The following is a 20,169-nucleotide window of genomic DNA, read 5'->3' on the forward strand; positions in this document are numbered from 1 at the left end:
CGTCCTTTATCGGTAAAATAAAATAAAAATGAAAGAGAAAATATCAAATTATAATAAATATGGTTTAGCAGCTAAAGAAGCTACTTTAATGGGTGGCAACCCAGTAGAGTCTTGGGGAATTGCTGTCAAAGATTTTGAATCTAAAAGTGCTAAAATTAAAGGTTGTCCTAAAAATGCGTTTTTAGGTTTATGCGAAGCAGGTTTGGTAAAAGGAATAAAACCAGTTTCTTATTTTAAAAGAAAAAGGGAAAACTTAAATAAAAAATATGCTATAAAGGCAGTTGAACTATTAGCTTTAGATTCAAACTTATCTAAAAACGAATTGTGGAATAAAGTCAGAGAAGAATTAAGTATCGGAGAGAAAGAACATAATTCTCAAATGGATGTTGTTTTGGCACTTTGGAATGAAAGATTGATCGTGAGATAATAATTTGAATAATTAAAACCTTTAAACAACTAAATCAAATTTATATTAAATAGCATGGAAAAATATAACAACCAAAACTAATTTCACCTAACAAATCAAAAACATTAACCCAAATAGACTTACATGAACGAATTAACCACTCGCACAAACCTAAGTGCATTAAACGACCAACAACGAAAAGCGGTTTTATCAAACAAAAAACGTGTTCTAGTACTTGCAGGAGCAGGTTCTGGTAAAACAAACACTTTACTTCAAAAAATTAACTATTTAATAAACGACGAACAAGCAGACTCTAGCAGTATTCTTGCTATAACATTTACTAAAAATGCGGCTAACGAAATGATAGACCGTATGATTTTATCGGCAGATAAAACGGGCTATTATAAACAGTTTACAGAAACCACAGGAATCACTCAAAAACAGCTTGGAGAAGAACGCAAAAAAATGCTTCAAAAATACGCATGGTTAAATCAAATAACCATGAAGACATTTCATAGTTTATGTTACCAAATTATGCGTAATGATGGTGTGCACGTGTTCGATAACAAGTTTAAAATCGTTCCTAAAACTAATGAAGATGCTTCCGAATATATAGGCAATACAGCGCCAGAAACTGAATCTGAAATTATCCAAAAAGTAACCATCGAGTTGTCTAAAAACAAGATGTTTTTAATCGATTTAAAGCGTTACATATTAGATTATTTTGTAGATTATATTCATAAGGATGTTGATAAAGGAGAATTTCGTCCGGAAGGTAAGTTTTTTACAACCTTAAAAGGAGATAAAGTACGCTCCAAATCAGAACAATTTATTGCAGATTGGTTGTTTCGTAATAATATCGATTACCAATACGAACCTAATGTACAAATAGAGCATAAAAATTTTCATCCCGATTTTTTTATTCCTTCGGCTAATTTGTATGTCGAACATGTTAGCAATTTGAGTTACCCAACGTTTTATAAGGAAATGGAGTTTAAAAGTGCTGGAATTCCATGCGTAAAAACTTTTGACAAGGCGACGCATAATTCAGCAGTTTTTAATCAAGTACTAGACAACGTTATTAAAGGCAGAATTTCTACAGATTTGTCGTCTGCAACTGTATTGCATTACCATGAAGAATTTGCCTGTTTTAAGAAGGAGCTTAATAAGTTTTACAGATCGGTATTAGATGTTAAGGCGCAAATAAGAAACTCAAATAAAAGTATTGAGGATATTGCTGATCAGGCTTCAAAAAGTAAACACGAGCGTGTGCGTTTATTTTATCAAGTAGCCATTCCAATCATAAAAGAATATGATGCCTATTGCACTAATAAATCGTATTTAGATTTTGATGGTTTAATTGAGTATGCATTAAAACTGTTTAAAGAACAACCAACGGTTAGACAGAGGTACCAAAACCAATTTAAATACTTAATGGTAGATGAGTTTCAGGATGTAAATAACAAACAAGTAGAGTTTTTAAAATATTTAGTAAACCAAGAGTCTCAACTATTTTGTGTTGGCGATGATTGGCAAAGTATTTATGGGTTTAGAGGTTCGGAAATAGATTACATAGTCAATTTTAAAGAACATTTTAAACAACCTGAAATTATAACCTTAAATCTAAATTATAGAAGTACCGATCATATTGTAAAAGCATCAAACGAAATAATAAAAAAGAACAAATTTCAGGTTCCAAAAAACATTTCGGCTGTTAAAAAAGGAGGTGCAAAAATAGAAGTGAACTATGCCGAGGTTGAAGGAGAAACAGAAAGTTTTATATATGAAAAAATACAAAAACATTTAGAAGAAGGTATAAATGCCGAAGATATTTTGGTGCTTTTTAGACGTACTGCTATGAAGAAGGAGCTTCAAGAAAAACTATTTAAAAGCGGTGTTAAAGTTCAATTTAAAACCATTCATGGTGCAAAAGGCTTAGAAGCAAAAGTGGTGTTTGTATTAGGACTAAACTCGGCACCTGGAGGTTTTCCAGACCCTTGGATGCAGGATAAAATTTATCATGTTATTAAAAAGACAGAATTCGATACGCTTTTAGAGGAAGAAAGACGCTTGTTTTATGTAGCATTAACACGTGCAAAAAGTCATTTATACTTGATGTCTCAAAAAGGTTGTGTATCAGAATTTGTTAAAGACATTCCAAAGGATTTAATTCATGTAGAAGAAAGTTTACAAACGGGAATAGAAATTAAAATACCAATTTGTACTAAATGTGAGGCAATACTTGAAGAGCACTTCAAGTTTTGTCCTGAATGTGGTAAGTCTATAGAGAAAAGTATTGCTATAGAAAATATTCCAAAGTTGAATGAATTTGATTTAACAAAAAAGAAGGTTGCTTTAATTCCGTTAAAGTATAAGGAGCCATTAGATGCAATAGTTACCAAAGCAAGAGAGACAAATGCTAGAGCTTATGAATCTTGGACTAGGGAGGAGGATAGCATATTAACTATGAGTTACAACAAATTTAGTATACCAGAACTGTGTGATATTTTTGGAAGAAGTAAAGGAGGTATAAAATCTAGATTAATAGAGTTGAATTTAGAGAAAAGGTGAAAATTATACAATTCAATAATGTACATATGCTACAAGAAAATAAAGACTTATAAGAAACTAAAAATTAATGATAGATTATAAAGATTACGAGAAAGGAGTTTATAATTGGTTAAGTAATAAAAATAAACAAGATCCCAATTTCACATTTTCTTTAAGGCAAAATGGATCTAAAGGATCTGAATTAGATTATTTTATAGGAACAGAAAAATCTCGATATTTTGCCGTTACTTTTTGGAGTATACCAGTTGGTTTCGCAGGTTCATCAAGTGATTGTATTGGTTTAGTTTTTAAGTTATCTAAAGATTACCTTAGATATAGTTATGATTTTAAATTTACCCAAACAAACGCTCCCGGAGATAAACAAAATAAGTCCGTTTTAAATGTTTTAAAAGCTTTAGAAGAGTCGATAAAAGAAAATGTAGGAACATTTAGTGTAAGCGATGCTTCTAATAAAATGTTTACTATAAGGACGAAACCTAAAAAAGTGAATTATACTAATTTAGACGAAATGTTAGTAGATGTTGAGGACGATTTGTTAAAACTAATACCCATTATAAATAGACAAATAGAAGAAGAGAAAAAAGTAAGTCCTGAATTTGAAGCCCATAGAATTACTAAAGATGTATTTGCAGATATGAAAGCAAAACTTTTAGTAAGGTTTGATAAATATGGAAAACAAGGAAGCATAAATAATGAATCTGTTAATATTTCTAATAATAAACCAATAAAAAAATCTTTAAAACCGTTAAACCAGATTCTTTATGGTCCTCCAGGAACAGGGAAAACGTTTTATTTAAAAGATCAATTATTTGATAGTTATACGCTTAGAGAAAATGCGATCACCAAAGAAAAGTTTTTTGAAAATAAAATAACGAATTTAACTTGGTGGCAAGTGGTAGCAATAGCACTTATTGAAAATGGAACATCAAAAGTAAATGACATTCTTGAAAATAGATGGGTAAAAACGAAAGCATCGTTATCAGAATCTAAAAATGTTAGAGCTACAATATGGGGAACATTACAAATGCATACTATAACTTCTTCTGAAAATGTAGCATATAAACAACGTCAAAACCCGTTAATTTTTGATAAAAATAATGATAAAATGTGGCAGTTACTTGAAGAAGAAACAAAAGAGCAGGTTCCTGAAATATATGATGTAATAGATGAGGTTAGCAATTTTAAAAGTAATAATGAAACTGTTATAAAAAATTACGACTTTGTTACTTTTCATCAATCTTTTGCTTACGAAGATTTTATAGAAGGGATTAAACCTGTTTTTCCTGAAACAGAAGAAGAAACTAAAGATTTAGGATACACGATTGAAGATGGTGTTTTTAAAAAATTGTGTGCAAAGGCTAAAAATGATCCTGAAAATAGATATGCTATTTTTATAGATGAAATTAATAGAGGAAATGTTTCTGCAATTTTTGGTGAGCTAATAACGCTTATCGAAACCGATAAACGAAGTGGAGCTAAAAATGAGTTAAGTATTAAGTTACCATATTCTAAAAATGATTTTAGTGTACCTTCAAACTTAGATATTTACGGCACGATGAATACTGCAGACAGATCCGTAGAGGCATTAGATACTGCATTAAGACGTCGTTTTGAGTTTAAAGAAATGATGCCAGATTATACTGTGATAGAAAATGAAAAAGTTGGTAATATTAAACTATATGAAGTATTAAAAACCATAAACAAACGTATAGAATTATTAATAGATAGAGATCATGCTATAGGGCATTCGTATTTTGTAGGTGTCGATAACTCGGAGGAATTAGCAAATGTTTTTAACAATAGAATAGTGCCATTATTACAAGAGTATTTTTATGGTGATTACGGTAAAATAGGTTTGGTTTTAGGAAAGGGCTTTGTTGAAAAATTAAAGAATGATAAAGTAGATTTTGCAAACTTTGAATATGAAAATGCTAACGATTATAAAATACCAAGTTACCAACTAAAACTAGTTAATGAATTAACAGTTGAAGATGCGGTAGCGGCATTATTAGGTGAAAAAGAAAAAGATGCTAAATAATTGAAAAAACGTAATAACATATCCGTTTTCGAGCATCAACGGCTTAATATTGGTGAGCAAGGTTTTAAACAATTCCACTTAGATGCACTTTTAAAACTTAATGAATATCATGATGGTAATTATTTTGAGCCCATAGCAAAAGGTGTAAAGTTTAATCAATACGTTGGGGTTATTCAAGTAGATGGTTTAACTATTGAAATTAATCCAAAAGCAGATAAATATGACGATGATAATAAATGGAAAGGTGTTTTGCTTAAAATGTTACAAGCTTGTGGAAAGCTTAAAGTAGAGTCTTCAGGAGCAGCACATGTAAAAAGGCAACATCTTAATTTATTAGAGGTTTATTTTGAATTGTATTTATTAGAAGTTGAAGCTTTGGTTAGAAAAGGTTTAATAAAACAATACAGAAAACAAACTCAAAATTCTAAAGCATTAAAAGGTAAATTAGAATTTGCAGGACATATTAGAAAAAACATAGTTCATAAAGAGCGTTTTTATACAACGCATCAAGTGTACGATAGTAATCATTTTTTACATCAAGTATTGCAGAATGCTCTAACAATAGTCATTCAGTTTACTAATGGATCACGGTTACAAGATTTAGCAAATAGAGTACAATTAAATTTTCCAGAAGTAGCTGCTAAAACTATTACAGCAAAGGAGCTTAATGATATTCAGTTAAATAGAAAATCTAGTAGTTATAATGCTGCTTTAGAGTTGGCTAGATTAATTATTCTTAACTATTCACCAGATATTTCAAGTGGAAAAGAAAAAATGTTGTCACTATTATTTAATATGAATGAATTGTGGGAAACTTATATTTTAAAGCAATTGCAAAAGGTTTGTGTAGGAACTGATATTAAAGTTTCAGGGCAAGAATCGAAATCCTTTTGGGGTAGTAATAGTTTGCGTCCAGATATTGTATTGCGACAAGGAGAAAAGACACTAATTATAGATACTAAATGGAAACGACCTAATAGAAGTTCGGCTTCAGTAGGTGATTTGCGACAGATGTATACCTATTGTCGTTTTTGGGATGCAGAAAAAGCTATGCTTTTATATCCTGGTGATTATACTGAAAATAAATTTAAATCTTATCTCACAGACGATTATTCAAAACATGAAAATGATGAAGCATTTGGTATAAATCATCAATGTAAAATGGGGTTTGTTTCTGTTTTGGATCAAAATAATGAGCTTAATAAAAATATTGGAAATAAAATTATAAAACTCTTGGAAGGATGAATCAAATTAAAGAAGATTTAGTAATAAATTCAAAAGAGAATAAAAGAAGTAAATAATGGCATTGTTTTTAAATACCCCGAAATTAAATCATTGGATTCCTAAATTAATCGAGAAAAGTGAAGAAGAGTTGATTTTAATAGTTCCATATATTCAGACATCTGAAAATGTCCTAAAGGCTTTAAATAAAGCAGATTCTAATGGAGTGGAAATAACTTTAGTCTACAGAGAGAATAAATTGTCAGACTATGAGAAAAGCAAGCTCTTAGCACTTAAAAATATAAACTTATTGCATCATCCTAATGTGCATTGTAAGTGTTATTATAATGGAGATTTACTTATTGTCGGTTCTATGAATCTTTATGAATATTCAGAGAAAAATAATAGGGAAATGGGAATGTTAATGCATCGATTTGATATTGAAGATGATGAAAAGGGGTTTGAAATTTATAGTGATGAAAAAGAAGTTTTTGATGATTGTATACACGAAATCCGTGAGATTATTAATGGTGCAAGTTTAGAGAAATCTAGTGATAAAGCTAGAGAAAGATCTTTTGAAATAGGTATTATTAAAACGGAAGAAGATTTGGCTAGAGATTTATGCAATAGATTGAATAAATCTTTTTTGAATAAGAAGTTTAAACCTTTTGAAATTAATAGTAAGGTATGGTTTGCAAAATGTGATAATTATTTTGACAAGGTAGATGTTATTTTTGAAGATAAAAGAATAGCTATAAAATTTAAGTTAGACCAAGAAGAACTAATCAAGCTATATAACACTTGGGTAAATGTATATAATGAGTATGAGTTTGACGGGTTCAAGTACTATTGGAATGATCCTCATCAGGAATTATTATTGTACAGAGATTTTACTTTTGATTGGAGTGATGATACCAATAAGGATAAAAAATATTATGAAGGTATATCTGGTATAATTGAAAAATATAGAAAGCTAACTAATAAATAAAGATATTTTAGTTGGTAGGCTTATTTTTTTGCAAAGTAAGTTTCATAAACTTCAATAAGTTTTATTTATAAAACTATTTAGTTTATTAAATACAACTTATTAATTAAATATTGCTCTCAACTTATTAATTAGGCCTGTTTTTTCGGTTGCTTTAACTTCAAAAGTTCGTTGAACATTATATAAACTGATATTAGTATTATCCCTTACTTTAAGATGTGAAAGATTGATAATGGTACTTTGACTAATTTTTTTAAAGTTATAATCGTCTAGTTTCTTTTCCAGATCTTTAATACTTAATCGAACGTCCTTATATAAGATTTCATCATTTTCCCCATAAATATGAACACAGTTTTTAAGAGGTAATTTATCCGAAGTTTTATTAACACTAGAGCTAATATAAAAGACGCGTTCTGGTTTAAACCGAATATCTTTATTAGCCCCAATTTCTAGCGTAATTAAATCGTTTTTAAGTTGTTTAGGCGATGGATTAATTTTACCAATTATTTTCCTCTTAAGAATATTTTCAAACTCATTAATATCAAAAGGTTTGTTTAAAAAACCTGAAATATCCAGGCTATTGATTACTTTTTTTTCATTCTTTGTTGTAGACGTTAAAAAAATAATTTTTTTATTAGTTGCGATTTCTTGTGCTAATTCAATACCATTATACATAGGCATTTCAAAATCTACAATAAGTAAATCGTAGTCGTCTTTGTTTATGTCTTCATAGGCCTTTTTAGAGCTATCATAACTCTGAATATGTTTTAATTCATACTCTTTTGGTAGTTTATCAATTTTATTCTTAACACGTGCTAAAGTATTAGTATTATCATCGACTAGTATATAGCGTATCATTTAATTTAGGCTTAAGGTTAGTTCTGAAAAATATTGATTGTTTGGTAATGTTTTGTGCTCTAACTTACTATTTGGGTAGTATGCATTTAGTAATTGTTGTAAAGCATTTAGTCCAAAATTTGAAGATTCAACGATTTTGTTTTCGTAATCTAATCTTTGTTCAGCACTGTTAACTAGACAATAACTTAGTTGCTTGTTTTTATTCTCTTTTAAAACGATACTAATAAAAGAGTCTGTATTGTTTAAACTACCATGTTTTAATGCGTTTTCAACAAAAGGGAAAAACAAAGTAGGTTTGATTTTTATATTTTCTTTTTGTTCTTGTTTTAAACTATTATCAAATTGTATGTTAGTATTTGGTTTAAGGTATTTAATCAGGTCTAAAAACATAGTGATATGTTCTAGTTCTTCTTCTAAAGATGTATTTTCTTTGTTTAAAGCAGATACGTTATAATCTAATAGTTTAAAGATGTTTTTTAAGGCTTTTATTGGAGGTAATTTGTTGTTGCTTTTTCCAACCTTATAATTAATGCCTAAAAAAGATTTATAACTATTATCTGTTTGTTCAATGTCTTCATAAATCTGACTAATAACATTCTTTATAAAATGCGCACCAAGCCTGGTGTTATTGGCTTCTACGTTTTTGTAATTAACAAAACGTTCGTAAGCTCTTTGTTGATGATTGCTTTTTTCCTTTTGTTTAGCTATTTCGATGTCTTTTTTATTTAAAGTAGAGTAGAAGTTATTCTTAAAATCTTCAAGATCCTGCTTTAGATAAAGTATTCGAGAATCTTTACTTTTCAGTTCTTCTTTAAGAAAAGTTAATCTCTTCAAGTCTTCATTATGATTATCAAGACTTTTAAGCACATCTTTAAGTTGCTTATTCTGTTGTTGTAGTTGCTGTTTGTTTTTTTTGTTTTTTTTTCTAAACGAACGCTTTTTGTAAAGATTATACCAATTTCTAATAATTACTAGTAGTAGTAGAACAAGAAGGATTGCTCCATAGAAGTGCAAATCTTCAATTTTATTTCTTAATGCTAAGTTTTTAATATAGTCATTCATGTATAAATAAGTAGGTAGGTTAAAGTAATTGGTTTGGGGCATGTCATTTTCACAAAAACGGCATGTTTATCCCAAATATAGCAGGTATATCCCAAATCAAAAAAAATAATTTAAGAAATAGTGATTTTTGATTAACGAAAGAAAGGTGTTGTGTATTACAACGCTTAATTAAAAGTAAAAATTATGAAAAATTCACAAAACAACAGTAACAAAGCAAACCAAGCAAATCCTAATCGAGGAACTTCAGGCAGTAACAATGCTAATAGTAAAATGAATGGGAATAGAGGTAAACAGTTAAACCCAAACCAGAATACTAAAAAGTAATTAAAAACAAAGACTCGTCTTTACAATATAGACGAGTCTTTATTAACCCCTAAATCTAAATACATGAAAAATAAAATAACGTTAAGTGGATTTGCTGGAACAGGAAAATCTACAGTTGGAAAACTTATTGAAGACCAATTAAATTATGAATTTATATCTGTTGGAAATTACTCCAGATTATTTGCAAAAGAGAATTATGGAATGACAATTAATCAATTTCAAAAACATTGTAATAATCATCCAGAATTAGACAATCTAATTGATGAGAAATTTCAAAAAGAATGTAATAGCAAAGAAAGTATAGTGATTGATTATAGACTTGGGTTCCATTTTATTGAAAATGCTTTTAATGTACTATTAAAAGCATCTGATCAAAAGGCATCTGAAAGAATAAGTTTAGCTAATAGAGAAGATGAGGTAGCAAGTCCAGAAGCGATTAAGTTAAGAAACGAATCTATGAAAACACGTTTTTTAGAGCGCTATAATGTTGATTTTACAAACGATAATAATTATGATTTAGTTATAAATACAGATGATTTTACCCCCAAAGAAGTTTCGCAGAAAATAATTAAACATTATCAAGAGTGTAATGCTGTAATAGCAATACCAAGTATCAATTTTCACTTATGGAAAGCATGCAATATGCGTTGTAAGTTTTGTTTTGCAACTTTTGATGATGTAGTAAAAGACCATGCGCCAAAAGGGCATTTACCAGAAGCGGACGCTTTAAAAGTTGTTGAAAATATTGCGGCAGCAGGATTTAAAAAAATAACGTTTGCAGGAGGAGAGCCTATATTATGTAAATGGTTACCAAATTTAATTAAGAAAGCAAAGCAATTGGGTATGACTACTATGATTGTAACCAATGGTAGTGAGTTAGATAATGATTTCTTGAAAGATAACGCAGCCTACTTAGATTGGATTGCGGTAAGTATAGATAGTTTAGAAGATGAAAATAATATTAAAATAGGTAGAGCAATTACAGGAAAAAGCCCATTAAGTAAAGTATTTTATTATGATTTAGTGGATAATATTAAAAAGCATGGTTATGGCTTAAAGATTAACACTGTGGTTAATAAAGTAAACTATAAAGAGAACTTAACAACGTTTATTGATTACGCTAAACCACAACGTTGGAAAGTATTACAAGTATTACCAATAGTTGGACAAAATGATGCTAAAATTGATGAGTTTAAAATTACGACAGAAGAGTACAACTATTTTTTGAAAACACATATAGATGTAAAAACAATAGTACCAGAGTCTAATGACGAAATTAAAGGAAGTTATGTAATGGTTGATCCAGCAGGACGCTTTTTTGACAATGCACAAGGAACACATAATTATAGTAAACCTATTTTGGAAGTAGGTGTAAAAGAAGCTATTAAAACAATGGATTATGATTTAGGTAAGTTTTTAGAAAGAGGAGGTGTTTATAATTGGGAAAACAATAATCAAGATTTAAGAAAGGAGGACTCAAAACTATGAGAAATTATATAGTAGGTTTCCGTAAAACAGACCATTTTAACCATAGACAGTGGGATAGAACAGTAAACGATAAAGTAATAAGTCAGTTATTGAAAAATGTAGGAACAAATAAAAGTAATACGCTTCTCATAATTAGCCGAAGGGTATTGAAAAAGATAAATATTAAAGTAAATAAGGAGTTGTTTATTAAAATAGATAATAACACTTTAATCACTTGCTTTTATTGTGAGTTTCAAGAGTATTATGCAGGAAATAGAGAACAAAATTATTTAATAATCAGTGAAATTTAAAATTATGAAAAAGATTGTGTCAATAAATTATTTTGGAGGTAGAAATTATCAAAATTGGGATGATGTCCTTAAGTACTTGAAATAATTTTTTAATGAATTTGCTTCAGAGGCGCTATTTTGAACTGTTATAGTTTTTAGGCTAGTATCATAAATCACCATTTTTCCATAGTTCTATAACTCATTTTAGATTCTTTTTCTCCTTTTCTAAGGGTTCCGTATTTGTTTTTAATATAATTTTTATAAAATAATCTAAATTTTTTAAGATTGCCATCCCAGTCACAGCTTTTAGATATTTCAAATGTACTATTGATGTCTGTTTTATGTTCTGGGTAATGGTAATAATTAAAAAAGTCTTCTCTCACTAAAGCTAGAATTTTATCTTCTTTTTTACCTAAAAGTCTATAATTATGCCAATTAATAGCAAGTTTGTCTAAGTCTCTAAAATTACCATACAAAGGGCTTTCTAGTTTTTTTAGCCAGATTTTAAGGTCTTCAGGGTATTCATTGTGATTTTGAAAACTCATTTTATCCCAAGATTTTTGAAAATCTTCCCATATAAATATATTAGCTTCTTGAAAAGTAGGCATTTTTACAGCAAATTGGCAAATTCTATCGAAGAACTTATGTGTTAAAAAGGTTTCATTATCACGTAGTGTAGTAATGTCTTTTGTTGATGTAAATGCAATTCTTATTTTAAATTTCTTTTCTTTAAAACCAAACATTCCTCCTTGCCCAGTAGAAATTCCATTAAATAACAAACCTTGACTTTCTTTATTAAGTTCCTCTATATCTGAAATTACTAATAAGCCATTATTGGAAGATTTAAATAGATTAATCCAATCGGCTTCATTGTATTTATTAGTGTTAAAAGCAGAAATAAATACTAGTTCATCTAAATTCTTGTCATCTTCTTTGTGTAAACTTTGAATTTCTTTTAGCCAATGTGCTTTCCCCGTACCTCTGGATCCTAAAATTAGAATAGAAAACCTTCCGGGATTAGTTAAATAAGAGTTTAATTTAATAATAGCATCTTTTCTTTGTTTGGTTTCGTTTTTTATAATATTTGATATTTTGTTTAACATCGCGTATTTATTTGTTTGTTATTGCGTATATGTTTCAAATATACATGTATTTGATTTCTTTGTAGGAAATAATAATAATTAAAACCAAAAATGATGAGTAAATCAAAACCAATGACAAGAACAGCAGCTTCAAGAATTCAAAGTAGTACTGCAAAAACATCAAATTCAGGAAATGTAGCAAAAGGAAGTTTTGCTGCAAAAGCACAAAGTGCAGCAGCGAAAAACTCTAAAAAGTAATTATTAATTAAATCTCGCCTTTTAGTTAAAGACGAGATTAAAATTTAAAACTTCATAAAATGAAAAACATTCTTAATTACAAGTTGACACCCCATTTTGAAGAAAGATTAATCCAGCGACAAATAGATCCATTTTTGGTTTCTATGTGTCTTGTTAAAGGAGATATGAAACCTGTTGGAAGATCTAAAGTAGAGTACACGCTTTCTAAAGAAGGTATTTTGCAGGCTATAGATCAAGGTTATATGTTAGCGAAAGATATTCTTTGGGTAACAAGTTTTACTGTTGTTGCTAAAGGGGATGTATTAATAACTGTTTTTGCAAAATTTGGAGATACAGGAATCACAAATTAGAACAATTGTAAATAAGTAAAATGAACGCTATTATTTTGGTTTTATTCGAAAAGAACTACAAATAATGCTATTTTTCAACTTTTAAAAAGAATATAGAGTAAATGCACATATTAAAAATAATTCATGGCTATCCACCACATTATAATGCAGGATCGGAAGTTTATAGTCAATCCATATGCAATCAATTATCAAAAGATCATAGCGTTTCTATTTTTACAAGAGAGCAAAACCCTTATGCTCCAGATTTTGAAATTCGTCACGAACAAGCAAGTGAAAATTTAAATCTCTATTTTGTTAATAATCCTAATGGTAAAGATGGATATAGACATGCAGTAATAGATGATAATTTTAAAAACCTAGTAGAAGAATTAAAGCCAGATATAGCACATTTTGGCCATTTAAATCATTTGTCTACAGGCTTAATAGATGTTTTAAATGCATTAGAAATTCCTATCGTTTTTACATTACATGATTTTTGGTTAATGTGTCCAAGAGGGCAGTTTTTAACGAGAAGTATTGGCAAAGAGAATAACACGATGCTTTGTTCTGGTCAAGAGGACAAGAAGTGTGCTACAAGTTGTTACCAAGTCTATTTTAGTGGTAACAAAGAGGAGGAGCAAACCGATATTAATAATTGGAGCAATTGGGTAAACCGAAGAATGCAAGAAACCAAAGCGATAATTGATAAAGTAGATTTGTTTATTGCACCTTCTAAATATCTTGAGGAAAGATTTGTTTCTGATTTTGGTTTACCTAAATCAAAAATCACCTATTTAGACTACGGTTTTCCAACGCATTATTTAACGCAAACAGAGAAAGTAAAAACAAAAGAGGTCTTCACGTTTGGATATATAGGAACTCATATTCCGGCAAAAGGAATAGACCAGTTAATTCAAGCTTTTAAAGAAGTAAAAACACCAGCAGTTTTGAGAATTTATGGAAGAGAAAATGGGCAAAGTACAGCGGCTTTAAAAGCGTTGGCAGCAATTTCAGAAAATAAAGTGGAGTTTATGGGGGAATACATAAACCATAATTTGGCTAATGATGTTTTTGCACATGTAGATTGTATTGTGGTGCCTTCTATTTGGGGAGAAAATTCACCTTTAGTTATTCATGAAGCACAAGCTTGTAAAATCCCTGTGATTACTGCCGATTTTGGAGGTATGAAAGAATATGTGCAACATCAAGTAAACGGACTATTATTTAAACATAGAGATGTGGATGCCTTAGCAGAACAACTAAATTTTGCAGTGTCTAATCCAGACAAAATGAAAACGTATGGAGGTAAAGGGTATCTGTTTTCGAAAGATGGAGGCGTACCAGATATTGTTGAGCATTGTAATGAATTAGTAAATATATATAAGCAATATACTAAAGCTAGTAAATTTTGGAGAGTCACTATAGATACCAATCCTGAAGATTGTAATCTAAAATGTATCATGTGCGAAGAGCATAGTCCGTATAGTAACTTTATAGATACGCTATATAAAGAAACAGGTGTTAAGCGTAGACGCATGGATTTTAAAACCGTTCAACAAATTTTTGAACAAGCATCTACTTTGGGAGTAAAGGAAATTATACCATCTACAATGGGAGAGCCTTTATTGTATAAACAATTCGACCAGATTTTTGATTTAGCGAAACAACATGATATAAAAATTAACCTAACTACAAATGGAACATTTCCAAAAAAGAGTGTTTTGGATTGGGCTAAGTTAATTGTGCCAAACACTACAGATGTTAAAATAAGTTGGAACGGTGCTACAGCAGAAACTTCTAAAGAAGTGATGCATGGTTTGGACTTTGAAAAAGCAATTGCTAATGTAAAAGAGTTTGTAGCTTATAGAGATAAGTATTTAATAGAAAGTGGTTATTTCTGTCGTGTAACGTTGCAATTAACCTTTATGCAAAATAATATGCATGAATTGGTTGCTATTATAAAACTAGCAGCGTCATTAGGCGTAGATAGAGTAAAAGGGCATCAGCTTTGGGATCATTTTGATGAAATTAAGGAATTGTCCATGAAAGCAACTCCAAGTAGTGTAAAGCAATGGAATACTTATGTTAAAGAAGCGCATGTAACAGCAGAGATGTTTAGAAAACCAAATGGAGAGAAATTATTATTAGAAAACATTATTCCAATAGAAGATAATGAAATTAAAGAAGTTCCTGAAGATTATGAATGTCCTTTTTTAGAGCAAGAATTATGGATATCTGCAACTGGTAAAATATCACCTTGTTGTGCGCCAGATAATTTAAGGCAGTCTTTAGGTGATTTTGGAAATATAAAAACAGAATCCATTCAAGACGTTTTAAAAAGTGAGCGTTATACAGATTTAGTGCATAACTATAAGACTAAAGATGTTTGTAAAACTTGTGTAATGCGTAAACCTGTAGCTTAATGAAACATATACATACAATAGTAAGCGTAAAGAATATTTTACCTCGAATAGATAATGTAGAGGTTGCATTGTTATATGGTTCTTATGCTAGGAAAGAAGCTTTAGGAAATTCAGATTTAGATATAAAGCTTATCGTTAATGAAAATTTTAACGTACAGTACTTTATAAAGATTATAGAGAATGAATTTAATGAAACGGTACGTAGTTTACACTACATTAAACTAAGGAATAAAGTTGTTATTTATTTCAAGGAACTGCCAAAGTTAGAGTTTGGTTTGTGTTATAATATAGAAGCTATTAAGCGCGACTTTTTAGGGTCGGAAATAAGAAGTCTAAAGTATATCGTTTTGTATGAAAAAGACAAGGGTAGAACACAAATAGCATTGTATTTAAAACAACTTATTGACGATAAAAAAGATCTGGACACTTTAGATGTGGATCATTTAATCGATAAGTTTGTTTATGAGTTTGAGAGTTGTTCTTCTAAACACGCTAGGAGTGATGGGTATCAGTTTTACTATTTCTATAATATTGCTTTTCATGTTGCTATTCAGTTAAACTATTTGGCTAAAGGAAAAAAAGCATATTATTTCCTTCCTAAAAATCTTATGACGAGTGAGCTTTCAGCAGAAGAACAAGCAAGTTTTCCTAAATTAAATGGAACCACTTTTCTTCCGGAAGCGAATACAAGAAAAAGAGCATTATTAGACTTCTTTTATAGTGCAATAGAAAAATTGGTGTCCCAAAATAAATATGAGGAATTGAAAGAATTTTGTGAATGGGTTTATAAGCGAGACTTCTTTTGGAATTTTAGAGATGCAAATGCGTTTAATCCTAAAATTAAAAATCAATTAATTTATAGAACATCTGCATTGGCTTTATTTCAGAATACGGAAGAATTAAATGTACTACTAAATGAGAATAACATAAAAACAATAATTGATTTAAGAGCAGATAGAGAAGTGGATGCCATTTCTTATTCTGATGAAATATTAAATCAGGTCAAATATGTTAAAGCACAATTTGATCCTTGGGACCAACCAGAATGGTTTAAGGAAAAGCATAACGAAGGTTCTAATCACGAGATTGCGTATCGATTTTTTGCTATGGGTTGTAAAGATGCTATAAAGAAAACATTTGAAACCATTTTGGATGAAGAAACGGGTGCAATTGCTATTCACTGCCACGCAGGAAAAGATAGAACAGGTATTGTTTTTTCGTTATTACATCTTCTTTTAGAATCGCCAAGAGAAAATCTAAATACCGATTATTTAACTAGTGAAATGGATGTGTCTTTAGATAAATTAAAAATAGCATTAAATGTTGTTGAAAAAGAAGGAGGTATTATAAAATATTTAATGTCTTGTGGTTTAACGGAAATACAAATTGGTAATTTAAAAAGAAAGTTGTTACATGAATAATAGAGCATTTTTAAAATCCTTTTTCACCGAGCACTGGAAATATATGGCTGTAAATGCAGCTTGTAAATTAAATCTGTTTGATGTTTTGGAGGAAACAGGAAAAACAAAAAATCAGATATCAAAATTATTAGCTGTTCCGGAAGAAAATATGGAATTGTTGTTAAAAGGTTTAGTGAGTATTGATTTTTTAGATAGAATTGAAGATAAGTATGTATTAAATAGTTTGTCTATTTTATTGACAGATAAACATTCAGAGAGCCTAAAGTATGCTTGTTTGAATTGGTCAGGTGATCACTTGGAGGCATGGAGTGATTTAGATATATCACTTAAATCGGGTAATAGTTTCTTCGAAAATAAATACGAAATGAATTACTTCGACTTTTTAAATAATGATGAAGAAAAGTTAGATAATTATCATAAAGCTATGTTTGCATACGCTAAGGATGATTATAAAAACATAGCAGATGTTTTCGATTTTAGTAGGCATGATAGTTTGATGGATGTTGGTGGTGGTTATGGAGCTGCAATATCAATAATAAAGAAAGAGAACCCTGAATTGAATTGTTATTTGTTCGATTTAGAGTTGGTTTTAGAAAAATGTAAAACTAGTGAAGATGTAAATCTTGTTTCAGGAGATTTTTTTGCTACTATACCTAATTTGTGCGAGTCTATATTGTTATCTAGAGTACTGCATGATTGGGATGACGAAAAAGCGTTGCTGATTTTAGAAAACGCCTATAATGCACTCCCTCATAATGGGACTTTGTATGTTATTGAAAACTTAACGGATAAAATTAAAGATGAAGCGGCTTTATTGTCTTTAAATATGCATGTCATTACTAAAAGTTTTGAAAGAAATTTAGCAGAATATAAAACCCTGCTTTCAAATGCGGATTTTTCAATTTTAGAAACTAAAAAAATTAATGATTTTCAACACTTAATTGTAGCAGTAAAAAATGAAAAATAAATACATACTTGGTATTCATGGTTTTTCATCAAAGAGTAAAAGAGAGATGCATAACTCTGGGGTTTGTATTGTGAAAAATGGAGAAATAATTGCAGCAGTTGATGAAGAGCGTTATACAAGAAATAAAAACGAAGGTAGATTTCCTGTAGATGCATTAAGTGATGTCTTTAAAATTGGTGGAATAAAAGCTTCTGAGATAGATATCGTAGCAATGCCTGATAAAAGTCCGTTGTGGCAATTTAAAGCAGTAACAAAGTATGCCATGCGTACTTATTTTGAATCAGGAGTTTTTTTGAATAATTATTTAAAAGAAACATATAGGTTAACGGATTTAAAAAGGTGCTTACCTGATAATTTAAAACATGCTAAGAAAGTGTATGTAGAGCATCATGTTGCTCACGCTTCTTCTGCTTACCACACGTCTCCATGGAAATGTGCTACAATAATTACTATTGATGGTATGGGTGATTTTTCCATGTCAGGTATAACAGCAATTGGTGATTCAGGAAAAATAAAAGTTTTAAAGCGATTAAATGGGTTTTATTCGCCAGGGTTATTTTATATGATAATAACTGAAATCCTCGGGTTTATTAGTGGTAGGCATGAAGGTAAAGTAACAGGGCTTGCTGCTTATGGAAAGCCAAATAAAAAGTTAGAATCAATTTTTGAAGAGTTTATAGAATATGATACTAAAAAGTCAGACTTTTTTTCTAAACATGTCGCTTTTGAAATTAATGATTACATTTCAAAAAAGTGGCAAAATGGGTTTAACTCAAATACAGGAGGAAACTCTTTTAACGAAGCAGCATATTTAGCACAGAAAGAAAAACAGTTGTTAAGCTTTAGATTGCCTTTAAAAGGATTTTCAAAGGAAGATATAGCTTATGCTGTTCAAAAGAGATTAGAGGATGTTGTCTTACAGCATATATGTAATACTGTTAAACAAACAAAAATAAAAAATGTCGTTCTAGCTGGAGGTGTATTTGCAAATGTGAAATTGAATCAAAAAATACAAGAACTAGATTGTGTTGATAATGTATTTGTCTTTCCGGCAATGAATGATAGTGGGCTTTCTGTTGGAGCAGCACTCTACACCGAATATTATACGTTAAAAACTGATTTTCATCCGAAAAAATTAGAAACTGTAAATCTTGGAAAAAAGTATACAAATAAAGAAATACGGCTAATTTTAGAAGAAGAAAATATTGATTATAAGTTACCAGAAAATATTGAAAAAGAAATAGCTAAACTAATTTCAAAAGGAAAAATAATAGCGCACTTCAATGGAAGAATGGAATACGGTCCAAGATCTCTAGGAAATAGGTCAATACTTGCTGCACCAACAAATAAAGATATAAATACTAGTTTAAACAAGAGACTTAATAGAACTGAATTTATGCCATTTGCTCCTGCAGTATTGGAAGAACATGCAAAGGATATGTATGAAAAATGGGATGTAAATAACGTTACAGCTCAATTTATGACTATGACTTTCAAAGTAACAGAAAAACATAAACGATTAGCTCCTGCTACTGTTCATATTGATGATACCGCAAGGCCACAAGTAGTGAGGTATGCTGATAATTCTCGTTTTTATAATATTATCAAAAATTATTATGAGTTAACAGGGATTCCAATGGTGATTAATACTAGTTTTAATATTCACGAAGAACCAATTGTAAATACACCAAAAGAGGCATTAAAAATTTTAAAACAAAATTCTATTGATGTATTGGTTTTAAATGATTTTTTAATATTAAGAAAATGAAATATAAAGAAATAAAAGTGTCAAAAAGTGGAACATACTTCACTTATGCTAACAAGCAACTTTTTAATAAAGAGTACAATGCCGTTTTAAAATTTCATAGTCCCGGAATAGCGCCAGTTAAAGATGTATCCGGTTGGTATCATATTGATGTAAATGGTGTTGAAGTTTACAAAGAGCGTTATGATCGAGTATTCGGTTTTTATTTTAATCGAGCAAGTGTAATAAATAATGACTTATGGTTTCATATTAACGAAAAAGGAGAACGCTTGTACAGTGAAAGCTATGCTTGGTCAGGTAATTATCAAGAAAGCATATGTTCTGTTAGAGATTTAAATAATCATTATTTTCATATAGATTTAGATGGGAGCCCTATCTATGATTCAAAATACAAATTTGTTGGTGATTTTAAAGATGGTTATGCATGCGTAAAACAATTAAATGGGTTCTATAAGCATATAGATAAAAATGGGGGTTTTCTAAATGATAAAGCGTTTTTAGACTTAGGTGTTTTTCATAAAAACTATGCAATAGCAAAAGATGAAAATGGTTGGCACCATATTGATAAAAAAGGAAAGGAACTATATAAAGAAAGGTATGCTATGATGGAACCTTTTTATAATGGCTTTGCTATAGTAGATACTTTCGAAGGGACAAAACAAATCATTAATGAAAAGGGTGCGGTTATTTTGGAAATCTAAA

18 protein-coding genes are annotated in these 20,169 nt (G+C 29.8%); 15 read left to right on the forward strand and 3 right to left on the reverse strand.

What is annotated here, in order from left to right; translation table 11 throughout:
- Nucleotides 1-28: 28 nt before the first annotated feature.
- From M4I23_RS13035 to M4I23_RS13055, 5 genes are all read left to right on the forward strand, one after another.
- Entirely contained in the window at nucleotides 29-427 is a 399-nt protein-coding gene (locus M4I23_RS13035; protein ID WP_249754706.1) for a hypothetical protein, read from the forward strand.
- Between the two features lie 123 nt (nucleotides 428-550).
- Complete coding sequence (locus M4I23_RS13040) at nucleotides 551-2,977, forward strand: UvrD-helicase domain-containing protein (RefSeq protein ID WP_249754707.1); 2,427 nt, start codon at nucleotides 551-553, stop codon at nucleotides 2,975-2,977.
- A gap of 67 nt (nucleotides 2,978-3,044) precedes the next feature.
- Nucleotides 3,045-5,015, forward strand: a complete 1,971-nt coding sequence (locus M4I23_RS13045) for an AAA family ATPase (RefSeq protein WP_249754708.1) — start codon at nucleotides 3,045-3,047, stop codon at nucleotides 5,013-5,015.
- Nucleotides 5,016-6,260 (forward strand): McrC family protein, encoded by a 1,245-nt coding sequence (locus M4I23_RS13050; protein WP_249754709.1) that lies wholly within the window; start codon nucleotides 5,016-5,018, stop codon nucleotides 6,258-6,260.
- A 55-nt stretch (nucleotides 6,261-6,315) separates the two neighbouring features.
- Entirely contained in the window at nucleotides 6,316-7,224 is a 909-nt protein-coding gene (locus M4I23_RS13055) for a phospholipase D family protein (protein WP_249754710.1), read from the forward strand.
- 99 nt (nucleotides 7,225-7,323) lie between these two features.
- Here the strand turns inward: M4I23_RS13055 and M4I23_RS13060 are convergent, their stop codons facing one another.
- Both M4I23_RS13060 and M4I23_RS13065 read right to left on the reverse strand, forming a co-directional pair.
- Entirely contained in the window at nucleotides 7,324-8,079 is a 756-nt protein-coding gene (locus tag M4I23_RS13060) for a LytTR family DNA-binding domain-containing protein (protein WP_249754711.1), read from the reverse strand.
- The gene (locus M4I23_RS13065) at nucleotides 8,080-9,141 is read right to left on the reverse strand and encodes a hypothetical protein (RefSeq protein ID WP_249754712.1); all 1,062 of its coding nucleotides are present in this window, start codon (nucleotides 9,139-9,141) and stop codon (nucleotides 8,080-8,082) included. It abuts the gene before it with no gap.
- Nucleotides 9,142-9,324: 183 nt separating this feature from the next.
- Between M4I23_RS13065 and M4I23_RS13070 the strand changes: the two genes are divergently transcribed.
- The 3 genes from M4I23_RS13070 to M4I23_RS13080 all read left to right on the forward strand — a co-directional run bounded on the left by M4I23_RS13070 (nucleotide 9,325) and on the right by M4I23_RS13080 (nucleotide 11,243).
- On the forward strand, nucleotides 9,325-9,465 hold the full coding sequence (locus tag M4I23_RS13070; protein WP_249754713.1) for a hypothetical protein: 141 nt from the start codon (nucleotides 9,325-9,327) through the stop codon (nucleotides 9,463-9,465).
- A 63-nt stretch (nucleotides 9,466-9,528) separates the two neighbouring features.
- The gene (locus M4I23_RS13075; RefSeq protein ID WP_249754714.1) at nucleotides 9,529-10,953 is read left to right on the forward strand and encodes a viperin family antiviral radical SAM protein; all 1,425 of its coding nucleotides are present in this window, start codon (nucleotides 9,529-9,531) and stop codon (nucleotides 10,951-10,953) included.
- A complete protein-coding gene (locus tag M4I23_RS13080) occupies nucleotides 10,950-11,243 on the forward strand; it encodes a hypothetical protein (RefSeq protein ID WP_159020625.1) in 294 nt (97 codons plus the stop codon). Before M4I23_RS13075 ends, M4I23_RS13080 begins: the two co-directional genes overlap by 4 nt.
- Before the next feature lie 152 nt (nucleotides 11,244-11,395).
- On the opposite strand, the gene M4I23_RS13085 is transcribed toward M4I23_RS13080, so the two are convergent.
- Nucleotides 11,396-12,325, reverse strand: coding sequence for a sigma 54-interacting transcriptional regulator (locus M4I23_RS13085; RefSeq protein WP_249754715.1), 930 nt, complete (start codon nucleotides 12,323-12,325; stop codon nucleotides 11,396-11,398).
- A gap of 93 nt (nucleotides 12,326-12,418) precedes the next feature.
- On the opposite strand from M4I23_RS13085, the gene M4I23_RS13090 reads away from it, so the two are divergent.
- The 7 genes from M4I23_RS13090 (at nucleotide 12,419) to M4I23_RS13120 (ending at nucleotide 20,168) form a co-directional block, all read left to right on the forward strand.
- Nucleotides 12,419-12,562, forward strand: a complete 144-nt coding sequence (locus M4I23_RS13090) for a hypothetical protein (protein WP_249754716.1) — start codon at nucleotides 12,419-12,421, stop codon at nucleotides 12,560-12,562.
- Between the two features lie 59 nt (nucleotides 12,563-12,621).
- A complete protein-coding gene (locus tag M4I23_RS13095; RefSeq protein ID WP_249754717.1) occupies nucleotides 12,622-12,912 on the forward strand; it encodes a DUF4258 domain-containing protein in 291 nt (96 codons plus the stop codon).
- A 101-nt stretch (nucleotides 12,913-13,013) separates the two neighbouring features.
- The gene (locus M4I23_RS13100; protein WP_249754718.1) at nucleotides 13,014-15,314 is read left to right on the forward strand and encodes a glycosyltransferase; all 2,301 of its coding nucleotides are present in this window, start codon (nucleotides 13,014-13,016) and stop codon (nucleotides 15,312-15,314) included.
- Entirely contained in the window at nucleotides 15,314-16,735 is a 1,422-nt protein-coding gene (locus tag M4I23_RS13105) for a tyrosine-protein phosphatase (RefSeq protein WP_249754719.1), read from the forward strand. Before M4I23_RS13100 ends, M4I23_RS13105 begins: the two co-directional genes overlap by 1 nt.
- Nucleotides 16,728-17,702: an acetylserotonin O-methyltransferase gene (locus M4I23_RS13110; protein ID WP_249754720.1), complete on the forward strand. Its 975-nt coding sequence runs from the start codon at nucleotides 16,728-16,730 to the stop codon at nucleotides 17,700-17,702. Before M4I23_RS13105 ends, M4I23_RS13110 begins: the two co-directional genes overlap by 8 nt.
- Nucleotides 17,692-19,470 (forward strand): carbamoyltransferase C-terminal domain-containing protein, encoded by a 1,779-nt coding sequence (locus tag M4I23_RS13115; protein ID WP_249754721.1) that lies wholly within the window; start codon nucleotides 17,692-17,694, stop codon nucleotides 19,468-19,470. The genes M4I23_RS13110 and M4I23_RS13115 overlap by 11 nt, the downstream gene beginning before the upstream one ends.
- Nucleotides 19,467-20,168, forward strand: coding sequence for a WG repeat-containing protein (locus M4I23_RS13120; RefSeq protein WP_249754722.1), 702 nt, complete (start codon nucleotides 19,467-19,469; stop codon nucleotides 20,166-20,168). The genes M4I23_RS13115 and M4I23_RS13120 overlap by 4 nt, the downstream gene beginning before the upstream one ends.
- The last annotated feature ends 1 nt before the right edge of the window (nucleotide 20,169 follow it).

Source organism: Algibacter sp. L4_22, assembly GCF_023473045.1.
GTDB lineage: Bacteria > Bacteroidota > Bacteroidia > Flavobacteriales > Flavobacteriaceae > Algibacter.